This is a genomic window from Methylobacterium brachiatum (assembly GCF_900113845.1).
Classification (GTDB): Bacteria; Pseudomonadota; Alphaproteobacteria; order Rhizobiales; family Beijerinckiaceae; genus Methylobacterium; species Methylobacterium brachiatum.
Genome location: NZ_FOQW01000022.1, coordinates 41,965 through 61,347 on the forward strand (window position 1 = coordinate 41,965; position 19,383 = coordinate 61,347).

Here is a 19,383-nt window from a genome sequence, read left to right on the forward strand (position 1 = left end):
GTCGGGGCGTCTTCTTGGTTCGCGGTCGCTAAAGCTCAGGTCACGGGGCGAGACCCAAAAGCTCGGCGATGCGCGGCGTCGCCTTGATGCCGGTGCCGGTGAGCACCACCGCGACGGTCTCGTCGGGGCGGATCGCGCCGCTCGCGGTCAGGTCGGTCAGCGCCGCCGCGGCCATGGCGCAGGTCGGCTCGACGTAGAGGCCGGAGCGGGCGAGCTCCATCAGCGCCGCCTCGATCGCCGCCTCCGAGACCGCCACGGTGCCGCCCCCGGAGCGGCGGAGCGCCGCCAGCACCGCCCGGCCGCGCACCGGCTGGGCGATGGACGCGCCCTCGGCGAGGGTCGGGCGCGGGGTGACCGCCACATAGTCTTCGGCCCCCGCCTCGAAGCCGGCATGCAGGGGCGCGCAATGGGCCGGCTGCACCGCGTAGAGGCGCGGCAGCCGGGCGATCGCCCCCCGGCGCAGCAGCTCCGAGAAGCCGATATCGCAGCCCAGGATGTTGCTGCCCGCCCCGCACGGGATGATCACCGCGCCGGGGGCGGAGAAGCCCAGATCCTCCCACAGCTCGTAGGCGAGCGTCTTGGTGCCCTGGAGGAAATGCGCCTGCCAGTTGTGGCTGGCATAGAAGATCTCCTCGGCCTGCCGCACGGCCGCGTCCGCGGTGTCCTGGCGGGTGCCGGGGATCAGCTCGACCTCGGCGCCGGCGGCGCGCATCTGCACGGTCTTGGCCGGCGAGGTCGAGGCCGGGACCAGGATCTTGGCCCGCATCCCGGCGGCGGCCGCGTAGGTCGCCACGGCGGCGCCGCCGTTGCCGGACGAATCCTCCAGCACCGCGTCGATGCCCTGCTGGCGCAGGATCGACAGCATCACGGAGGCGCCGCGATCCTTGAAGCTGCCCGAGGGAGCGAACCATTCGAGCTTGAAATGGGCCTGGCGCCCCCGCCAGGGCCGGCGCACCAGCGGCGTGCAGCCCTCCCCCAGCGAGACCGGATCCGTGACCGCCACCGGCAGCGCCGCCGCGTAGCGCCAGAGCGAGCGCTGCCCGGTATCGATCTGCCCCCGGTCGATCCCGGGCAGCGGCGAGATCATCAGCGGGCCACCCGAATCACCCCGCCAGCGCGGGATCTCGATCGGGTAGGAGGCGCCGGTGGCGGGGTCGATATAGGCTGGGGGCATGCGCATCACGGCTCGGGAATCCGGGGCAGCTCGGGTAGTGTATACATAATAATCCGACCTGGCACGTCGGCCGTGGGACGTCCGGGATCTTGTGCGGATGCGGAGCGGGGCTCTCTTGCCACATCAGGGCTCCGCCCTGATCACCCGCCAAAGGGCTGGCCCTTTGGGAACCCCGGACTATCCAAGCCGCATCAGGCCGCCAGATCCAGGCCCACGGCCTCCGGCGCGTGCTCGGCGGCCACCGCCTCGGCGACGAGCTCGGCGGTGGCGCCCGAGAGGGTCCAGCCGAGATGGCCGTGGCCGGTGTTGTAGAACACGCCCTTCCGGCGGCCGCGGCCGACCTTGGGCAGCATGTTCGGCAGCATCGGGCGCAGGCCGCTCCAGGCCACGACCCGGTCGGTATCGACCAGCGGGAACTGCTCCCGGGTCCAGTCGATCAGCGGCTGCACCCGGTCGTGGCGGATGTCGCGGTTGAAGCCGTTGAACTCGGCGGTGCCGGCGACCCGCAGGCGCTCGTCGCCGAGCCGGCTGGTGACGATCTTGGCCGCCTCGTCGAGGATGCTGACCTCCGGGGCCGCCTTCTGCGCCTGCGGGGTCAGCAGGTTGACGGTGATCGAGTAGCCCTTCACCGGGTAGACGTTGACCCGATCCCCGAGCATCGCGGCGAAGCGCCGGCTGGCGCAGCCCGCGCAGATCACCACCGCGTCGGCGCGCAGCACCTGCGCGTCGGCGGCCGGCCGGTCGGCAAGATGGCCTGCTTGACGCCAGCCGATGGCGTAGCCCCCCTCCCCAGCCGCGATCGTCTCGACGCTGGCGTCGTGGACGAAGCGGACGCCCTTGCGCGCGCAGGCGGCGGCGAGGCCGCGGGTGAATTTGTGGATGTCGCCGGTGGCGTCCGACGGGGTGAAGTAGCCGCCCGCATAGGTGCCGGCCAGCGTCGGCTCGATCGCCCGGATCTCCTCCGGGGTCACGGCGTAGCGCTCGAGCCCGCCCTCCCGCAGCAGGGCGTTGACGGCGTGCGCCTTCTCGAAGCTCGCCCGGTCCCGGTAGAAATGCAGGATGCCGCGGGTTTTGAGGTCGAAATCGATCCCCTCGGCCTCCGCCATGGCGAACAGCGCGGTGCGCGCCTTGAGCGCCAGCCGCACGGTCTCCACGGTGTTCTGCCGGTAATGGGCGATCTCGCGCATGAACTCCGCCATCCAGGACAGCTTGTGCCAGGACGGGGTGGGATTCATCAGGAGCGGCGCGTCGCGGCGCATCATCCACTGGATGCCGTGGAGCACGGTGGAGAGCTTGTTCCAGACCTCGGCGTTGCAGGCCGAGAGCTGGCCGCCATTGGCGAAGGAGGTCTCCATGGCGGCGTAGCGCTGCCGGTCGACGACGGTGACGCTGTAGCCGCGCCGGGCGAGCGCATAGGCGGTGGTCACGCCGGTGATGCCGGCGCCGATGATGGCGATGTGGGTCATGATGGGTACTCCGGGACGTGCGGACGCGGGAAGGCCGCCCCTTGCGGGTTGGCCGGTTGCGCGCCCCATCTGTCCCGGTGCCTGAGAGCTTGATCCGGCCGGCCCTGGCGAGGCTGGCACGGACGTCCCCTTCGGCGGGTGCCCACGGAGAAATCCGCTGCACCGCTCTCCAGATCGCCCTGACGACACGGTTCCGGTGCCTGAGAGTTTCCGGGGCGGTTGCTCCGTCGGCGCCGGGCCCCCCTCTGGCGGGTGGATCCCGGTCTCTCCCGCATCGTCGTGATGGGCTGAGACGGGATACCCCGATTCGGCCGACCGGGTGAAGGCCGGGCGCCCCGTCCCGGCCGACAGCGCGGCCGCCCTGTCACCCGCCGGGAGCGAACCCGGCGCTGGCCGGTTGAACGGTCGAGGCCGAGGAGACGCCCCGATGCTGACCAGGACCGCGATCTACGAGGGCACGGTGCGCGACGGCCGCGAGGACGAGTTCTTCCGCCGGGTCCGGGACGAGCTGGAGCCGTTCTGGCGGCGCTTCCCGGGGGTGACCGCGGTGCGGGTGCAGCGCCTCGTCTCCAAGGATGCCGACGCCCGGCCGATCGCCATGATCCTGGAGATGGATTTTCCCGATCAGGCGGCGCTCGACGCCTGCCTGGCCTCCTCGATCCGCCCGGAATCCCACGCCGCCACCGAGGCGGTGATGCAGCTGTTCGACGGCCGGTTCTACCATCTCGTCAGCGCGGCCCGCAGCCTGGAGGTCGCGGGCTAGGGGCGGATGCGCGGCCGCCGGGGCGGGATCCGGCGTTGCGAATCGGTTTCGGTTCCCCTAGCCTCGTCCCCGTCGCGCTCGATCGAGGGAGGGGCTGCATGATAACTGTCGTTGCCGTCCTCCCCGCAGGAATCGCCGGCGTCGCCGCCTGGATCGGCTAGCCGCCTTCCCGCCGCGCCCGGCCCCACGGCCCCGGCGCCCCTGAGCCCTCCTCCCGTCTGACCTCGCCGGCCCGCGTCGCATCCGATGCCGGGCCCGCGCCTCTTGGAGCCGACGCCTGCGCGTCGGGCATAGGCATGTCTCTGTCCTCCCCCCGGCGGGCGGGCGCGGTCCGCCGCGTCCTCGCCTTCGTCGTCCGCGGCTGGCGCAAGCGCTGGCCCCTGGTCGCCGGCCTGTCCGGCGCGATCACGCTGGCCACCTTCGCGGAGGTGATGCTGCCGCTCTACGCGGGCCGGCTGGTCGACGCGCTCACCGGGCCCGAGCGCCAGGCGGCCCTGGCGGCCGCCCTGCCCGCCTTCCTGGCGATGACGGCGCTCGGCCTCGCCACTGCGCTGCTGCGCCACGTCGCCTGGAGCCTCGTCGTGCCGCTCACCCTCCACACCATGAGCGACATGGCCCGGGACGGCTTCGCCCGGGTCCAGCGCTTCTCCACCGAGTGGCACGCCAACACCTTCTCGGGCTCCACCGTCCGGAAGATCTCCCGCGGCATGTGGGCCCTCGATGGGCTCAACGACACGCTGCTGCTGGCGCTGCTGCCCGCCCTGGTGGTGCTCCTGGGCACCGCCCTCGTGCTCGGCCTGCATTGGCCGGCCCTCGGCGCGGTGGTGGCGCTCGGCGCGGCCGCCTATGTCGGCGCCACTGCCCTCCTGGCGACCCGGGTCATCGCGCCCGCTTCCGCGCTCTCGAACGCCCTCGACACGCGGCTCGGCGGCGCCCTGAGCGACGCGATCGGCAACAACGCCGTGGTCAAGGCCTTCGGCGCCGAGGGCCGGGAGGAGGCGCGCCTCGGCCGGCTCCTGGCCAAGTGGCAGCGGCGCACGCACCGCACCTGGATGATCATCACCTGGAGCGGCACCGGCCAGCTCGGGCTGCTGCTGGCGCTGCGCACCGCCATCGTCGCCACCGCCCTCTGGCTGTGGTGGCGCGGGGAGGCGAGCCCGGGCGACGTCGCCTACGTGCTCACCACCACCTTCGTGGTGCACGGCTACCTGCGCGAGGTCGGCGGCCACATCAACCACCTGCAGCGGGCGATCAACGAGATGGAGGAGCTGGTCGCGCTGGCGGCCGAGCCCGTCGGCGTCCCCGACCGGCCGGGCGCGGTCCCGCTCGCGGTCGCGGGCGGGACGATCCGCTTCGCGGATGTGCGCTTCCATTACGGCGCCCACGGAAACCCGCTCTACGACGGGCTGTCGGTGACGATCCCGGCGGGCCAGCGGGTCGGGCTGGTCGGCCGCTCGGGCTCGGGCAAGACCACCTTCGTCAAGCTGATCCAGCGGCTCTACGACGTCTCGGGCGGGCGGGTGACCATCGACGGGCAGGACGTGGCGGCGGCGACCCAGGCGAGCCTGCGGGCGCAGGTCGCGATCGTGCCCCAGGAGCCGGTGCTGTTCCACCGGTCGCTGGCCGAGAACATCGCCTATGCCCGGCCCGGCGCCTCGGCGCAGGACATCGAGCGGGCGGCCCGGCTCGCCAACGCGCACGATTTCATCGCGCGGCTGCCCAAGGGCTACGCCACGCTGGTGGGCGAGCGCGGCGTCAAGCTGTCGGGCGGCGAGCGCCAGCGGGTGGCGCTGGCCCGCGCCTTCCTGGCGGACGCGCCGATCCTGATCCTGGACGAGGCGACCTCGAGCCTCGACTCGGAATCCGAGGCCCTGGTCCAGGAGGCGATGGCGCGGCTGATGCACGGGCGCACGGCGATCGTGATCGCCCACCGGCTCTCGACCGTGCAGGCGCTGGACCGGATCCTCGTGTTCGACCGCGGCCGCATCGTCGAGGACGGCCCCCACGCCGCCCTGATGCGCCGCCCGGGCGGGGCCTACCGGGCCCTGTTCGAGCGCCAATCCGTCCTGGCGGAGAGCGCGTGAGGGCCGCGCGCGGCGCGTGCGTTTTCCTCACGCGCCGCGTGAGCGTTTCAGGGATTGTCCGGTCGGGATCCCGGGTCTACCCCCGTCGGGTTTCCGGACGGGACCCGGCATCATGACCCTCCATACCGGCCAGTGCCATTGCGGCGCGGTGCGCTTCCGGGCGCGGCTCGGCGACGGCTTCGCATCGATCCGCCGCTGCACCTGCTCCTATTGCCGGATGCGCGGCGCCGTGGTCGCCATGGCGGAGGCGGGCGGGGTCGAGATCCTGGAGGGCGCGGAGGCGCTGACCCGCTACCGGTTCCACACCGGCTCGGCGGAGCATTTCTTCTGCGCCCGCTGCGGGATCTACACCCACCACCAGCGGCGCTCGAACCAGGCCCTCTACGCCGTGAACGTGGCGTGCCTGGACGGGGTCAGCCCGTTCGACTTCGCCGCGGTGCCGGTCATGGACGGGGTCAACCACACCAACGATACCGGCCGGCCGACCCGCCGGGCCGGCACGCTGCGGTTCATCCCGGCCGATTAGGAGGCGCCGGGAGCCCGGCCGCGAGGGCGTCGATCGCCAGGCGGAGGCGGGCGGTCATCAGGCTGTCCGTCGGCCAGACCAGGTGGATCGGCAGGCCGGGCGGTTCGCGCGCCGCCAGGACCGGCCGCAGACGCGCCTGCCCCAGATGCCCCTGCCCCGGATGCCCCTCCTCCAAATGCCCCTCCCCCAGGAGCGGCTGCGCCAGCCACAGCGGAACCTGCGCGAGGCCGAGCCCGGCCCGGGCCGCCAGCAGCGCCGCCTCGACATGGCCGACCCGGATCCGGGTGCGGACCGGAACCTGCACGAGCCGGCCCCCGACCGCGAAGCGCCAGGGCTCGACCCGGCGGTCGCGCAGGATCCCGATGCAGTCATGGGCCGCCAGGGCGTCGAGATCCTCCGGCATGCCCCGCCGGTCGAGATAGGCCGGCGCCGCGCAGGTGACCGAGCGCTGCGTGCCGCACCGCCGGGCCGTGAGCCCGAGCGTGTCGGGCAGCGCCCCGATCCGGACCGCCAGGTCGATCCGGTCCTCGATCAGGTGGGTCGGCCGGTTCGAGAACAAAGCCTCCAGCTCCAGCCCCCGGTGCCGCTCCATCAGCGCCAGCAGGATCGGCATCACGCAGTCGCGCCCGAACAGGACCGGCATGGCGATGCGCAGCCGGCCGACCGGATCGGCGGCCCGGTCGGCCAGCCGGGCCTCGAGCCCGGCCTCGGCCCGCTCCAGCTCGGCGAGCGCCCGCAGGCAGCTCTCGCGAAAGAGCCGCCCCTCGTCGGTCAGCGACAGGCTGCGGGTCGTGCGCAGGAACAGCCGGGTGCGCAGGCGCGCCTCGAGACGCCCCACCGCCTTGGCGATGGTCGACTTGGACTGGCCGAGCTGCCGCGCCGCCCCGGTGAAGCTGCCGGCCTCCGCGGTCTGCAGGAAGGCCCGGATCCCCTGAAGCCGCTCGCTCGCGATGGTCACCGGTGATTTCCGAACTGAATTCGCCAATCCGGGGATGGGATATCGCCCCGGGCGCATGTCCTTCAACGCTATACGGGCCTCGGCCCCGGGTCGGGCCACGCCCCGTGCGGGTCCCGATGCCCACACATCCGCGTGCGCAGGCCACGACGCGCCCCTCCCCGTTCAGGAAAGGGGACCCGCGGCTTTTCCGGGTGACGACGGGTGAATCCGCTGGCCCCGGAGGGGGAGGGAAAGGCCCGTCGATCGGCCGGAGCCCTCATCCGCCACCCCGGCGCGGCCGGCAGGAGCGGGCACGCCTCGGACCTCCGTCCACATCCCAAGCGAGGAAACCATGTCCTCTCCCGCCCCCGCACCGCGCTGGATCGCCCTGCTCGGCGTCGCGATCGCCAGCTTCGTCGGCTGCCTCGACTTCACCATCGTCAACACCGCCATCCCGGACATCCAGCGGGCGCTGGCGGCCACGGTCGGCGAGACGCAGTGGATCGTGACGATCTTCGTGATGGCCCTGTCGGCCTTCATGGTGGTGGGCGGCCGGCTGGCCGACCTCTACGGCCGGCGCCGGATGCTCCAGGGCGGGCTCGTCCTGTTCGCCCTCGCTTCGCTGGGGGCGGGCCTCGCCGGCACGATCGGCCAGTTGGTCGCCTTCCGGTTCGTCCAGGGCCTGGGCGCGGCCGTCCTGTACACGGCCTCGGCCGCCATCGTGGCCGACGCTTTCCCGGAGGCGGAACGGGGCCGGGCGATCGGTCTCCTGTTCGCCGGAAACGGCCTCGGGCTGGCGCTGGGGCCGGTGGCGGGCGGCGTCCTGGTGGCGCTGTGGGGCTGGCGCGGGGTGTTCCTGATCAACCTGCCGTTCCTCGCCCTGTCCGGCCTGCTGTGCGGCCTGAGCGTGCGCGAATCCCGCGATCCCGCCCCCGGCGGCATCGACTGGCCGGGGCTGGCCCTGCTGGTTCCCGGGATGCTGCTGCTCCTGTTCGGGATCAGCCGCATCCCCGATTCCGGCTGGACGGCGCCGGGTACCGGGGGATCCATCCTGGGCGGGGCGGCGCTGCTGGCGGCCTTCCTGCGGGTCGAAGCGCGGGCGTCCGCCCCGCTGATGCGCCTCGACCTCTTCGCCAACGGCCTCTTCCGGGAGGCCGCCATCGCCACCGTCGCGCTGGCCTTCTTCTACTGCGCGGCATTCTTCATGATGCCGCTCTATCTCAGCGACATCCGGCGGATCGCGCCCGTCCAGGTCGGCCTGGCGCTCCTGCCGACCACCGCCCTGGTGGCGCTGTCCTCCCCGGTGGTCGGACGCCTCGTCGACCGCGCCGGCCCCCGCCCGCTGCTGCGCGCCGGGCTGGCGCTGCTGGCCGGCTCCGCCGCCGTGCAGACGCTCTTCACCGCCGAGACCCCCCTGCCCCTGCTCCTCGCCGGCTTCGCCCTGATGGGCCTGGGCTGGGGCTGCGTCCTCGGCCCCTCGACCGTGGCGGCGATCGGCGCCGTCGGCGAGGCCGCGGGCGGGGTCGCCATGGGCGTGTCGTGGACCCTGCACAATCTCGGCGGGGCCCTCGGCCTGGCCCTGGCGAGCGCCGTCTACCGCGCGGCCGAGCCCGCCGGCCCGGCCGCCGGCTACCATGCCGGCATGGGGTTTCTGGTGGCCGTGACGGTCGGGGCGCTGCTCGTCACCGTCTGGCTCGGTCGGGGCCGGCGGGCGGTTTTGCAGCCCTGAGGTTGGCCCCTCCGCCCCGCCATCCGGGTTCGCCCGCAGCGCCGAAACGCGCTGAGACAAGGCCGATACCTGTAATCGATCGATAAAACCAAACATAAACCATATTTTCAGGCAATAGGGTCAGTATAATAGCCGCAAACACAGATATTAAGGCCTTCCTCCCAGGGTTCCCCCCGCGATGACACCCTTATCGGAGACAGGCAGCACGATGGCGAGATGGATCCCCGGGGCGGCGGTGTTCGGCCTCCTGTGCTTGATGATCATCCCGGCCCCCGGGATCTGGGGCGTCCTGATCGGCGCCGTCTGCGTGCTGGCGATCATCGGCAGCCTGTCCCTGCTCCTCCTGGACCGGGTCGCCACCGGGATCCTCGCCTGGCGGGCGCGCCGGCAGTCCAAGCGCCGGAGCCGGGTGCGGGGCCGGGTGGTGCATGCCGGCTCCGGGATGTCCCGGAAGCTCTGACGGGGCTGGATTCCGGCCGGCAGGAGTGCAAGGTCCGAGCGCCTCGACCAGGCGTCGCCACGAACCGGGACGGTCCGATGAAGCTCCTCTACTCCCCCGCCTCCCCGTATGCCCGCAAGGTGCTGGTGCTGGCCCACGAGACCGGGCTGATCGACAGGATCGCCGTCACGGTCGCCGGGGCCTCCCCGACCGGCCCCTCCCCGGAGGTCGCAGCCCACAATCCGCTCGGCAAGATCCCGGCCCTGGTCCTGGAGGACGGCACCGCGCTCTACGACAGCCGGGTGATCTGCGAGTATCTCGATGGGCTCTCGGCCGGACCGCGCCTGTTCCCCGAAGGCGCGGCCCGCTGGGACGCCCTGGTCCGGCAGGCGCTCGCCGACGGCCTGCTCGATGCCGCGCTGCTCACCCGCTACGAGCGGGTCCTGCGCCCGGAGGCGCAGCGCTGGGCGTCCTGGGAGGCCGGCCAGGTCGGCAAGATCAGGGCGGCGCTCGACCGGTTCGAGGCCCTGGTCGCGGATATGCCGGCGCTCGATATCGGCTCGGTGGCGATCGCCTGCGCGCTCGGCTATCTCGACCTGCGCTTCCCCGACCTCGCCTGGCGCGAGGGGCGCCCCGCCACCGCCGCCTGGTACGCGGTGTTCGAGGGCCGGCCCTCGATGGTCGCCACCGTGCCGAAGGGATAAGGCCTCGGGGCTGCGCGCCCCAAAACCCCGCCAAAGGGCCGGGGGCCCTTTGGAATCACGGATTTTACGGTTTGGCCTGGACCGCGTAGGGCTGGGACGAGGCAAGCGGGTCGGCGAAGAAGTTTTCGACCGTCCCGGCGCCGGTCCCGAAGGTGATCAGCAAGAAGCCTCCGGCCAGCGCAAAATTCTTCAGGAAATCCCAGAACAGCTCGCGGCCCTTGCCGCCCGCCCAGAAATCGCCGGGCGCCCAGAATGGCTTCCACAGCAGCGCGGTGACGCCGCAATAGCCGGCGAGCACGAAGGCCGCCGCCCGGTCGGCGAAGCCGGTCAGGATGCACAGCGACATCCCGATCTCGACCCCGAGCCCGATCAGGATCAGCAGGGTCGCCGGCCCGGTGGCGTGCACCGCCTGCCGGGCCTGGCCGACCGCGCCCTTGAAGTTGAGGATCTTGTCCAGGGCGCTGAACGGCAGGAACAGCAGCACCAGGAGCAGGCGGACGCCGAACGCGATCGCGACGCTGAGGCTGGCCATGCGCTTTTCGACGATTCCCGAGCCGGCTCCACGGCCCGCCGCTCCTCCAAACCGCGAGCGGCGCAAAGGTTTCTTCGAAGGGAAGGCCGACGGGAGTGGGACAAGGCCAGCCTTCGAAGGCTCCTCGCGGGGAGGGCCGCTCTGCGCCGCGCCATCAGCCCCGGCACGCCCGGATCAGCCGCCGGACGAACTCCGCGCAGGCGGCGAGCTCGTCCCGGGTCACGTATTCGTCGGCCTTGTGGGCCCGGGCGATCAAGCCCGGACCGATCACCACCGCCGGCACGCCGCCCAGCCGCTCGAACAGCCCGCCCTCCGTCCCGTACGAAACCTTCCCGTGCGCGTTCCGCCCGGCCAGCCGCTTGGCCAGCGTCACGATCGCCGCCTCGGGATCGGTGTCGAGACCGGGATAGTCGATCAGGGGCTCGACCTCGACGCCGCAGGCCGGGTCCGTTTCCCGCATCAGCGGCGCCAGGATGTCGGTGGCGTAGGCGATCGCCGCCGCCGCCAGCGCCCCGGCATCGTCGGCGCCGATCGCCCGGTACTCGAACTCGACGCTGCAGGCATCCGGCACGATGTTGAGCGCCGAGCCGCCCCGGACCACGCTCGACAGGCCGGTGGTGTGGGGCACGTCGTAGAGCGGGTCGCGGGCCCCGTCCCGGGCGATCGCCTCCGCGGACAGCCGGACATGCTCGATGAAGCGGGCCGCGTATTCCACCGCGTTGACGCCCGCGGGCGCCAGGGCCGAATGGCTGGCCTTGCCCCGGAAGGTGAGGCGGGAAGCCGACTTGCCCTTGTGCCCGACCACCACGCCCATCCCGGTGGGCTCGCCGACGAAGCAGCCGAGCGGGCGCGGCCCCCGCTCCAGCATCCGGGCGATCAGAGGCCGCACCCCGAGGCAGCCGACCTCCTCGTCGTACGAGATCGCGATGTGGAGCGGGGTGGCGAGTTCCGCCGCCGCCATCTCCGGGAGCAGCGCCAGGCAGACGGCGAGGAACCCCTTCATGTCCGAGGTGCCGCGCCCGTAGAGCCGGCCCGCCTCCTCCCGCAGCACGAACGGGTCCGACGACCAGGGCTGGCCCTCGGCCGGCACCACGTCGCTGTGCCCGGAGAGGACGTAACCGGCCCGCGTCTCGAACGGGCCGACGCTGACGAGCAGGGCCGCCTTCGTGCCGGTGGCGTCGGGCACTCGCGCGACCGCGGCGCCGTGAGCGCGGCAGTAGCCTTCCGCCCAGTCGATCAGCGGCAGGTTCGAGCGGGCGCTCACGGTGTCGAAGGCCACCAGGGTCTCGAGCAGCGCGACCGGATCCTGCGCGGCGGGGTTTTCGGCGGCGATCGGCATCGGGCGGCTCGCATCGTCTCGGGGGAGGGCGTCCCGCATCCTACGGCGTTTTCGCAAGTTCCGGACCGGCGAAAACCGCCCTGCCCCGGGGATCGCCCCCGGAACCGGCGGCGCGGAGCCGCGTAGGCGCCGGAGAGCCCGCACAGCCGAGCCCGAACCATGCGCCCCGCGTCCGTCCCGATCCTCGCGGCCCTCCTGCCGGCGGCGCTGCTGCTGACGCCCGCTCCGGCCGAGGCCCGCCCGCGCCCGCGGGAACTGCAGTACCGCGCAGCACCGGACATGGAGGCGACGCTGGCCCGCATGGCCGAGCGCGACCGGCTCCGGGGCTGGCGGTCGTGGCAGAGGCCCCGGCCCCGCGCGGGCATCCTTCCCCCGGCGACGCGGGAGCGGGTCGCGGCCCCGCCCGTCACAGGATGGGGCTATGGCGGCACGATCCCGGGGGCCCGGCCCGGATTCTGACCCCTCCCCCGCCCGACTCCGCGTCCGAGGATTGCGATGCCTGCCCCCACCCGCCCCGCCGCCCGGCTCACCCATGCCGCGGCCCTGACCGTCCTCCAGGCGGCCATCGCCCACGCGGAGGCGATCGGGGTGCCGGAGAACGTCGCCGTGGTCGATGCCGACGGCAACCTGCTCGCCTTCCTGCGCATGGACGGCGCCAAGCTGCTGTCGCGCGAGAGCGCGCTCGCCAAGGCGGTCACCGCCGCCTCGAACGGCGCCGCCACCGGCCAGCTCCCGGCCGATCTCGCCGTGACGGTCGCCCTCGCCTCGGGCGGCCGCCTGACCAACCTCCCGGGCGGCCTGCCGATCGTGATCGACGGCGCCTGCCTGGGGGGCATCGGGGTCGGCTCCGGCGCCAGCGACCAGGACGTGGCGGTGGCCCGCGCCGGCCTGCGGGCGATCGGCGCGCAGGATCCCGACCCCGCGGCCTGAGAACCGGGCGGCTCGACCCGGGTCCGGCGGCCTGTCATGGTGTGGCGGGAGGCCGGGAGGCAACCCACGATGGTTCTCGATTTCCGCCTGGACGATCCGACCCCGGCCGATCCGCGCCGCCGCTGGGCCGAGCTCGACCGGGACGCGCGCAGCGCCTGCTACGACAACACCCGCGCGGTGGCCGACAGCGCCGCCCAGGTGGCCGCCCGCGACGCCGCCTCGGCCGCCTACCGGGCCCGGCATCCGGCCGGCCTCGACATCCCGTACGGCCCCGGCCCCCGCAACGCCCTCGACCTCTACCCGGCCCGCGACGCCTCGGCGCCCGGCCTGATCTTCCTCCATGGCGGCTACTGGCAGCGCGGCGCCCGCGAGCTGTTCGCCTGCTTCGCCGAGGGGCCGAACGCCGCCGGCTGGTCGGTGGCGCTGGTCGGCTACACCCTCGCCCCGGAGGCGAGCCTGACCCGGATCGCAGCCGAGATCGGCGCGGCGCTCGACTGGATCGGCGCCCAGGGACCCGCGCACGGGATCGGCGGCCCCCTGGTCCTGGCCGGCTGGTCGGCGGGCGGGCTGCTGACCGCGCTGCAGCTCGGCCACCCGGCGATCGCCGCGGGGCTCGCGATCTCGGGCGTCTACGATCTCGCGCCGATCCGTGAGACTACCCTGGACGACAAGCTCGGCCTCACGGAGGCGGAGGTCGAGACCCTGTCGCCGCTGCGCCTGCCGGTGGTGGGCAAGCCGCTCTGCCTCGCCTATGGCAGCCGCGAGCTGCCGGCCCTGATCCACGATGCCCGCAACCTGCACGCCCTGCGGGCGGCGGCCCATGCGCCGGGTCCCCTGCTGCCGGTCCCCGGGGCCGAGCATTTCTCGGTGCTCGGCGAGCTGCGTCGGCCGGACGGGATCCTGGTGCGGGCGGCGCATGCGCTGCTCGGCGGCTGAGCGCCCGCGCCGACGTCCGCGCGGCAGCACGGACCGCCGTTTCGCCGGACACGCCGCCCCTGCGGAAGACCCTGCGGAGGGGTGAGATCGCGCACGGGCCCGGCCTCGGCGGGTCCTGTCCGGAGCCGGTCGCCTCCATCCCCGCCCCTCCCCCGCCCCTCCCCCGCCCCGGACCGGGCGGCCGCGATCCCGCAGCGCGAACCGGATCGGGGCCGGTTAATCCATCGGTCCGACAGGCCTCGGGTTGCCGCGTGCGGTCACGCACCAAGTCGATCAGCAAATCGGATTAAATTTTACATCGATCTACTGTGCTTATCCGCACATCTACTTGGATCGCTCGAAGCTATGTTGGGTTCATCGGCACAGGACGCGGTGTCCCGAGCCAGCATGACGAACACAGGCGGAGAGCTTCACATGACGCGCACCACAACCCAGCGCATCCTGACCCTCGGCCTCCTGGCCGGTGCCCTCGCCCTGCCGATGGCAGCCCAGGCCGGCGAGGGTGGCGGCGGCAGCCGGCAGGCCGCCGGCGGCGGCCACATGAGCTCCTATGTCAGCGATCCTTCCCACGATCCGCGCTCCCTGCATTCGCAGCGCGTGGGCAGCGGCCAGCTGCTCGGTGCCCCGATGCTGCATGACCGGGGCCACGCCACGGTCGCGCGCCGCAGCGTGATCGATCCGCACTGGGCTTCCGGGCATGTCGAGCGCCGCACCCGGCGCTGACCTTCGCGTGAGACCCGGCGCCGCGTCCCGCATCCGATATCCGGGACGCGGCGCCGGATTCGTAGAGCCCCCCTGTCGGGATGATGCCCGAGACCCCGGGTCGGGCGGTCCCATCCGAAGGCCCGCACCGCCACGCCGAGACGGCGCGGCGCCCGGGCTCCCCCGTGCCGGCCCCTGTTCGCCCCTCCCTCACAGCCCGATCTCTCGCCGCCGAAGGCCATATCCGTGAACAGCATCATCCAGGGCATCGCCAGCTTCCAGGGCAGCGTCTTCCCGGGCCAGCGCCAGATGTACCAGCAGCTGGTGCGCGACGGTCAGCACCCGAGCGCGCTGATCATCGCCTGCGCCGATTCCCGGGTCGCGCCCGAGCACATCACCCAGGCGGGCCCGGGCGACCTGTTCGTCTGCCGCAACGCCGGCAACATCGTGCCCCCGGCCTCCGACGTGGTCGGCGGCGTCTCCTCGGCGATCGAGTACGCCGTGGTGGCGCTGGGGGTGCGTGACATCGTGATCTGCGGCCATTCCGATTGCGGCGCCATGAGCGGCCTGATGAAGCCGGACCTCCTGAAGAAGATGCCCAGCGTCGCGGCCTGGCTGCGCCACGCCGAGGCCGCCGAGCGGATCGTCTGCGAGGCCTATCCCGAGGGGATGGATCCCCAGGAGCGCCACCGGGCCCTCGCCCTGGAGAACGTGGTGGTCCAGCTCGCCAACCTGCGCACCCATCCGAGCGTCGCCGCCGGCCTGGCCAGGGGCGTCCTGCGCCTGCACGGCTGGTTCTTCGAGATCGAGTCCGGCGCGCTCCTGGCCTATGACGGCACGACCGGGCGGTTCCGGCCGATCGCCGAGGTGGACATGCCCGTGGCCCAGTCGCCCCTGCCGGGGGACCGGATGCGCGCCGCGTAAGCGCCCACCCGCGCCGCGGCCGGCCCGGCGAGACGCGGGCACGGCCCGCCCGGACCGGATGTCACAGCGCCGACGATTGATCACGACCCGGGCCGAAAACTTTGTCCGCCCGTATAGCCTCTTCGACCCAAGATCTTCGCATCCGGTTAAGCTTGAATCTTCGCGCCCTTTTAAGACGCCGCCGCCACACTCGCCCGGTCCGGTCGACCCGCGGCCCGGGATCCGGCGGACATGCGTCTTCGGCAGGGAGCTTCGTCGATGTTCAGGTTCCTCGCGGCCCCGGTCGCCTGCCTGGCCCTGGCCGGAATCGCCGCGGCGCAGGACCGGACCGAGAGCGTCCAACCGGTGGCGGCGATCCCGGGGCCGGAGGCGCAGCGACCGGACCCCGCGCCCCGCATCCCCCTCGACAGCCTCGCCCTCCGTCACCCGGAGCCCGAGGCCGCCCAGACCACCGCGTCCCTGAAGAGCCCGGCGGATCTGCCCAGGGAGGCGCTCAGGCCGGTCCCCAAGCCCTGGTGCGCGCAGGAGAGACGCGTCGGCACCGGCGCGGGCTTCTGCCTGATCAACTGAAGCGCCTCCCGACGCCCGGGACGGCGGTTTGCGGCAGCGGGCCCGTGCCCTCGGGGACGCCGCAAGCCAGATCGCGTCGCCGCGCGCCCAGCCTCGTTCTCAAGCCTCCGGATCCGGGTCCCGCTCGAATGGGGGATCGGCCTCTCCGGCCAGGGCGTAGGTGGCCTCGGCGACGCGGCGCAGGGGTCCGCCGGATCCGGCTCGCTTCCACAGCCGGGTGTTGAGCGCCGCCACCGGATCGCGCCCCGGCAGGCTGAAGCCGCGGGCCAGGAGGATCTCCAGGATCTCGGCCGCGTGCAACGGCCGGCCGGCCTCCAGGATCGCCCCGCAGGCCGCCTCCACCAGCGCCCGTCCGTAGCGGCGCGCGGCCGCCGCATCCTCCGTGAAAGCGATCGCCGGCGGGATCCCGGCCGGCTCCTCGTGCGGTGGAACGGGTCGGGTCTCCTGGGCTGGGATGTCCCAGGCCTCGGGCGCGGCCGGGCTCGGCCGGGAGCCGGGCGGCGGGCTGGTCTCGACGGGGATGCCCCGGGCTGCGGCAGGCCGCGGTTCCGGCGCCGGACGGGCGGCGTGGCCCGCGTCGCGGCCTTCGTCTCGATCGAGGACGGCCGACCCGCTCCCCGCCCCCTTCAGCCGCCGGCCGAGTTCCCGGTAGAGCACGAGATCGGCGATCTCGCGGTCGAGCGCCTCACGCTGCCGCCGCAACGCGGCGAGCCGCGCCTCGATCTCCTCGTCCGACAGGCCCATGTCGCGTTCCCTTCAGCAGGACGGAACATGTAGCCTGTTCCAAACGCCTAGGGAATAGCTCGTCTTCGTTCCATTGCCTCGGCAGCCAGACGCATGAGGGAATTGACCCCTTCTGAAAGGGAATTCACTCCGTTCCCTCAAATTCCCTGCCGGCGCGCTTTCATTCCCTTCGTGGAGGCCGGGCGTGGCGGCACCAGCAGGGCGCTCGGATCGGCCGGGTGCAGGGTCAGGCCGCCATCGTCGAGCACGATCGGCAGGCGCGGGAACACCTCGCGCAGATGCGCCAGATCGGCCTTGAACGCCTGCCGGAAGCTGCGGATCGAGGCGTTCTCGGCGCCGAACTGTGCGTGCAGGTTGCCCCAGGTCAGCCGCAGCGGCCGTTGCAGGGCCCGCAGCCGGTAGCCGGTCCAGAACAGCAGGTCGAGCTTGCGCGCCGAGCCGGAGAAGGCCCGCGCCGCCCGCACGTCGACCGGCAGGGCGTGCTTGATCAGCGTCTCGTAGAATTCCGGGTCGAACCGGACCGTCCGGCCCGCCTCCTCCTCGCCCTCGCCGGCGCGCGGACGCCACAATTCCAGGCTGCGGAACGGCGGGACGTTGAGGGTGGTGGCGCTGTCGCGCCCGTCCCAGAGGCCGATCTGCATGGTGCAGGCGGCCAGCCGGTTCAGCTGTTCCTTGAACTGCCGGATGGTGCCGCGCTCGCCGCCGGTCACCGCGAACCCCATCTCGCGCATGAAGCCCGAGAGCGTCTCGGCGACCTTCACGGTGGGGCTGCGCTGGCGCACCGCCTCGGTGCAGAGGTGCAGCAGCACCAGCCGGGCCTTCGGCCCGTAGGGCAGCCCCTGGGGCTCGAAGGCGCCGGTCTCCGGATCCTTGATCCGCCCGGCCATCAGGCTCAGCGAGTTGCGCCCGTAGGTGCGGGAGAATTCCCGCACCGGCCCGGGATCGCGATAGGGCAGGCCGCAGAGCGCCAGCACCGAGTGGATGTGCTGCAGGCTCGAGGGCAGCGCCGGCTCGCTCTCGATGACGAGGCGCACCGCGTCGCGGCGGCGCTGGTCGCGCGACAGCTGGGCGCGGCGGAGCTCCTGCTCCCCGAGAACGGCGGCCTCGGCATCGCGCGCGCGCTGGCGGTGCAGCACGTGCTCGACGATCTGGGCGAACAGGAAGCCGCCGCGCGCCGCCTCGATCTCGGCCCGCAGATCCGCGTCGTGGATCGCGGCAATCTTTTCCTCGATGCCCATCGCCCCTCAGCCCGAGCCGCACGCGGGCACGCCCTTCCAACAGGCGGAGAGGCGGCCCGATCCTGCCATGCCACGATTCGCCCGCCGGGGCTCCGGTCCGATCCGGCTTGTCCCGGCAATCCACGCTTCCCCGAGGCCTGTCGCGAGGATCTCCAGAGCGGCAGCCGCGCAGAGTTGCATACGCGCGGATCCGGGCCCTGAGCCCACGCAGAGTTCGATACGCCCGGGTCCGGGCATTCTGTCCCCGCATTCCACCGCCCCGACCCCGAATCCGCGCCGAATCGGATACGCGACCGCGCAGAATCCCATGCGCCCACCGGCCGGATCCGCGCAGACTCCGATACGCCGGCGCGCAGAGTCGCATGCGCATCCACGCAGAGTCGGATACGAAAACCAGGCCTAAACCCATGGCACAGATGAGGAATTGGGCACTGCATATAGTCTTCCGAACTGACTCTCTGAAAGATTCCTTCTAGATAATCTTCCTACTTAACGCGGCGCTCGTTCGTTCTGACGAACACATCCGGTTCCGTCGACATGCACATGGTTTGAAGGGAATATACCCGATCCATCCACAGACCGGGGTGCGGGGGTGAGGCGTCCGTCAGGGAATCCGGTGCCCGGTCAGCCCGGCGACGATGTTTCGGACGGCCTCGGGTTGACGTGGGCTGTGCCGCCCGGTTTCTCGGACCGACCCAGTCTGGAAAGGCCGTGCCGATGCTCCCCTCCCCGATCGCGTTCCGATGACCGGCCGCCGCAATGACGGTCGCCCGGGCGGCCCACCCCGGTCCGGGTTCCGACCCGGCTTCCGGCCTGGGGGGCGTCCCGGCGGGTCCGGGCCGCGGCCCGAATCCGGCGCGCCGGAGGGCGCCGCGGTGCTCTACGGCTGGCACCCGGTGGTACAGGCGCTCGGCAACGCGGAGCGCGGCCTGCACCGGCTGCTCGCCACCGAGAACGCGGCGGCCCGGCTGACCGAGGAATTCGGCGACGCCCTGCGCATCACCCCCGAGCTGGTGCGGCCGAGCGAGATCGGGCGCCTGCTCGGGCCGGACGCGGTCCACCAGGGTCTCTATCTCGAGGCCGAGCCCCTGCCCGCCCCCGGGCTCGACGACCTGCCGGCCGATGCCCTGCTGCTGGCGCTGGACCAGATCACCGACCCGCACAATGTCGGAGCGATCGTCCGCACGGCTGCGGCTTTCGGGGTCGCCGGCATCGTCACCACGGTGCGGCACGCGCCGGGTGCCACCGGGGTCCTGGCGAAATCCGCCTCTGGCGGGCTGGAGCACGTGCCCTTCGTCACCGTCCGCAACCTGGCCGAGGCGCTGATCGAGTTGGGCGAGCGCGGCTACACGCGGATCGGCCTCGATTCCGACGCGCCCGCGAGCCTCGACACGCTCACCATCGCCCGGCCGCTGGTGATCGTCCTCGGGGCGGAGGGCAAGGGCCTGCGCGAGCGGACCCGCACCTGCTGCGACATCCTGGCCCGGATCCCGTTCTCGGGGGCGATCCGCAGCCTCAACGTCTCGAACGCCGCCGCGATCACGCTCTACGCCCTGGGCCGGCCGCCGGCCTGAAGGGCGGCCGGATACGGCCCGGAAACAAAAAGACCCGCGCCGAATCCGTGCCGCGACCTAGGCAATTCCAGT

General features: G+C 72.8%; 20 protein-coding genes and 2 riboswitches. Of the genes, 13 read left to right on the forward strand and 7 right to left on the reverse strand.

The annotated features are described in order from the left end of the window. Positions 1-40: 40 nt before the first annotated feature. Together BMZ47_RS23905 and BMZ47_RS23910 are read right to left on the reverse strand one after the other, a co-directional pair. Entirely contained in the window at positions 41-1,174 is a 1,134-nt protein-coding gene (locus tag BMZ47_RS23905) for a threonine synthase (protein WP_091864554.1), read from the reverse strand. Positions 1,175-1,365: 191 nt separating this feature from the next. Then, the gene (locus BMZ47_RS23910) at positions 1,366-2,640 is read right to left on the reverse strand and encodes a D-amino acid dehydrogenase (protein WP_091864499.1); all 1,275 of its coding nucleotides are present in this window, start codon (positions 2,638-2,640) and stop codon (positions 1,366-1,368) included. Positions 2,641-2,707: 67 nt separating this feature from the next. Further along, positions 2,708-2,815: riboswitch (glycine riboswitch) on the reverse strand. A 3-nt stretch (positions 2,816-2,818) separates the two neighbouring features. Further along, positions 2,819-2,922, reverse strand: a riboswitch (glycine riboswitch). Positions 2,923-3,067: 145 nt separating this feature from the next. Here BMZ47_RS23910 and BMZ47_RS23915 point away from each other — a divergent pair. The 3 genes from BMZ47_RS23915 to BMZ47_RS23925 all read left to right on the forward strand — a co-directional run bounded on the left by BMZ47_RS23915 (position 3,068) and on the right by BMZ47_RS23925 (position 6,013). Continuing rightward, entirely contained in the window at positions 3,068-3,403 is a 336-nt protein-coding gene (locus BMZ47_RS23915) for a hypothetical protein (RefSeq protein WP_091864500.1), read from the forward strand. Positions 3,404-3,699: 296 nt separating this feature from the next. Next, positions 3,700-5,487: an ABC transporter ATP-binding protein gene (locus BMZ47_RS23920; RefSeq protein ID WP_091864501.1), complete on the forward strand. Its 1,788-nt coding sequence runs from the start codon at positions 3,700-3,702 to the stop codon at positions 5,485-5,487. Between the two features lie 112 nt (positions 5,488-5,599). Beyond that, positions 5,600-6,013 (forward strand): GFA family protein, encoded by a 414-nt coding sequence (locus BMZ47_RS23925; protein ID WP_091864502.1) that lies wholly within the window; start codon positions 5,600-5,602, stop codon positions 6,011-6,013. Here the strand turns inward: BMZ47_RS23925 and BMZ47_RS23930 are convergent. After that, positions 5,997-6,971 carry a LysR family transcriptional regulator gene (locus BMZ47_RS23930; protein WP_208601102.1) on the reverse strand — a complete coding sequence of 325 codons (975 nt, stop codon included), beginning with the start codon at positions 6,969-6,971 and terminating at the stop codon, positions 5,997-5,999. The genes BMZ47_RS23925 and BMZ47_RS23930 overlap by 17 nt on opposite strands. Positions 6,972-7,302: 331 nt before the next feature. Between BMZ47_RS23930 and BMZ47_RS23935 the strand changes: the two genes are divergently transcribed. From BMZ47_RS23935 to BMZ47_RS23945, 3 genes are all read left to right on the forward strand, one after another. Then, entirely contained in the window at positions 7,303-8,679 is a 1,377-nt protein-coding gene (locus BMZ47_RS23935) for an MFS transporter (RefSeq protein ID WP_091864504.1), read from the forward strand. A gap of 208 nt (positions 8,680-8,887) precedes the next feature. Then, complete coding sequence (locus tag BMZ47_RS23940) at positions 8,888-9,139, forward strand: hypothetical protein (RefSeq protein WP_007560526.1); 252 nt, start codon at positions 8,888-8,890, stop codon at positions 9,137-9,139. 77 nt (positions 9,140-9,216) lie between these two features. Next, entirely contained in the window at positions 9,217-9,822 is a 606-nt protein-coding gene (locus BMZ47_RS23945; RefSeq protein ID WP_007560527.1) for a glutathione S-transferase, read from the forward strand. Positions 9,823-9,886: 64 nt separating this feature from the next. On the opposite strand, the gene BMZ47_RS23950 is transcribed toward BMZ47_RS23945, so the two are convergent. Continuing rightward, a complete protein-coding gene (locus BMZ47_RS23950; protein WP_007560528.1) occupies positions 9,887-10,354 on the reverse strand; it encodes a DoxX family protein in 468 nt (155 codons plus the stop codon). Between the two features lie 154 nt (positions 10,355-10,508). Then, positions 10,509-11,693: an acetylornithine deacetylase gene (argE, locus tag BMZ47_RS23955; RefSeq protein WP_091864505.1), complete on the reverse strand. Its 1,185-nt coding sequence runs from the start codon at positions 11,691-11,693 to the stop codon at positions 10,509-10,511. A 159-nt stretch (positions 11,694-11,852) separates the two neighbouring features. On the opposite strand from argE, the gene BMZ47_RS23960 reads away from it, so the two are divergent. From BMZ47_RS23960 to BMZ47_RS23985, 6 genes are all read left to right on the forward strand, one after another. After that, a complete protein-coding gene (locus tag BMZ47_RS23960; protein WP_091864506.1) occupies positions 11,853-12,152 on the forward strand; it encodes a hypothetical protein in 300 nt (99 codons plus the stop codon). A 36-nt stretch (positions 12,153-12,188) separates the two neighbouring features. After that, entirely contained in the window at positions 12,189-12,623 is a 435-nt protein-coding gene (locus BMZ47_RS23965; RefSeq protein WP_091864507.1) for a GlcG/HbpS family heme-binding protein, read from the forward strand. A gap of 69 nt (positions 12,624-12,692) precedes the next feature. Further along, positions 12,693-13,559: an alpha/beta hydrolase gene (locus BMZ47_RS23970; protein ID WP_091864508.1), complete on the forward strand. Its 867-nt coding sequence runs from the start codon at positions 12,693-12,695 to the stop codon at positions 13,557-13,559. A 414-nt stretch (positions 13,560-13,973) separates the two neighbouring features. Beyond that, entirely contained in the window at positions 13,974-14,282 is a 309-nt protein-coding gene (locus BMZ47_RS23975; RefSeq protein WP_007560534.1) for a hypothetical protein, read from the forward strand. Between the two features lie 225 nt (positions 14,283-14,507). Continuing rightward, positions 14,508-15,185 carry a carbonic anhydrase gene (locus BMZ47_RS23980; RefSeq protein ID WP_050734673.1) on the forward strand — a complete coding sequence of 226 codons (678 nt, stop codon included), beginning with the start codon at positions 14,508-14,510 and terminating at the stop codon, positions 15,183-15,185. 258 nt (positions 15,186-15,443) lie between these two features. After that, positions 15,444-15,755, forward strand: a complete 312-nt coding sequence (locus BMZ47_RS23985; protein ID WP_007560536.1) for a hypothetical protein — start codon at positions 15,444-15,446, stop codon at positions 15,753-15,755. Positions 15,756-15,854: 99 nt separating this feature from the next. Here BMZ47_RS23985 and BMZ47_RS23990 read toward each other — a convergent pair whose 3' ends face one another. Beyond that, entirely contained in the window at positions 15,855-16,499 is a 645-nt protein-coding gene (locus BMZ47_RS23990; RefSeq protein WP_091864510.1) for a hypothetical protein, read from the reverse strand. Between the two features lie 137 nt (positions 16,500-16,636). Then, positions 16,637-17,737 carry a replication protein RepA gene (locus BMZ47_RS23995; protein WP_007560538.1) on the reverse strand — a complete coding sequence of 367 codons (1,101 nt, stop codon included), beginning with the start codon at positions 17,735-17,737 and terminating at the stop codon, positions 16,637-16,639. Between the two features lie 743 nt (positions 17,738-18,480). Here BMZ47_RS23995 and BMZ47_RS24000 point away from each other — a divergent pair. After that, positions 18,481-19,311, forward strand: a complete 831-nt coding sequence (locus BMZ47_RS24000) for a TrmH family RNA methyltransferase (RefSeq protein ID WP_230367217.1) — start codon at positions 18,481-18,483, stop codon at positions 19,309-19,311. The last annotated feature ends 72 nt before the right edge of the window (positions 19,312-19,383 follow it).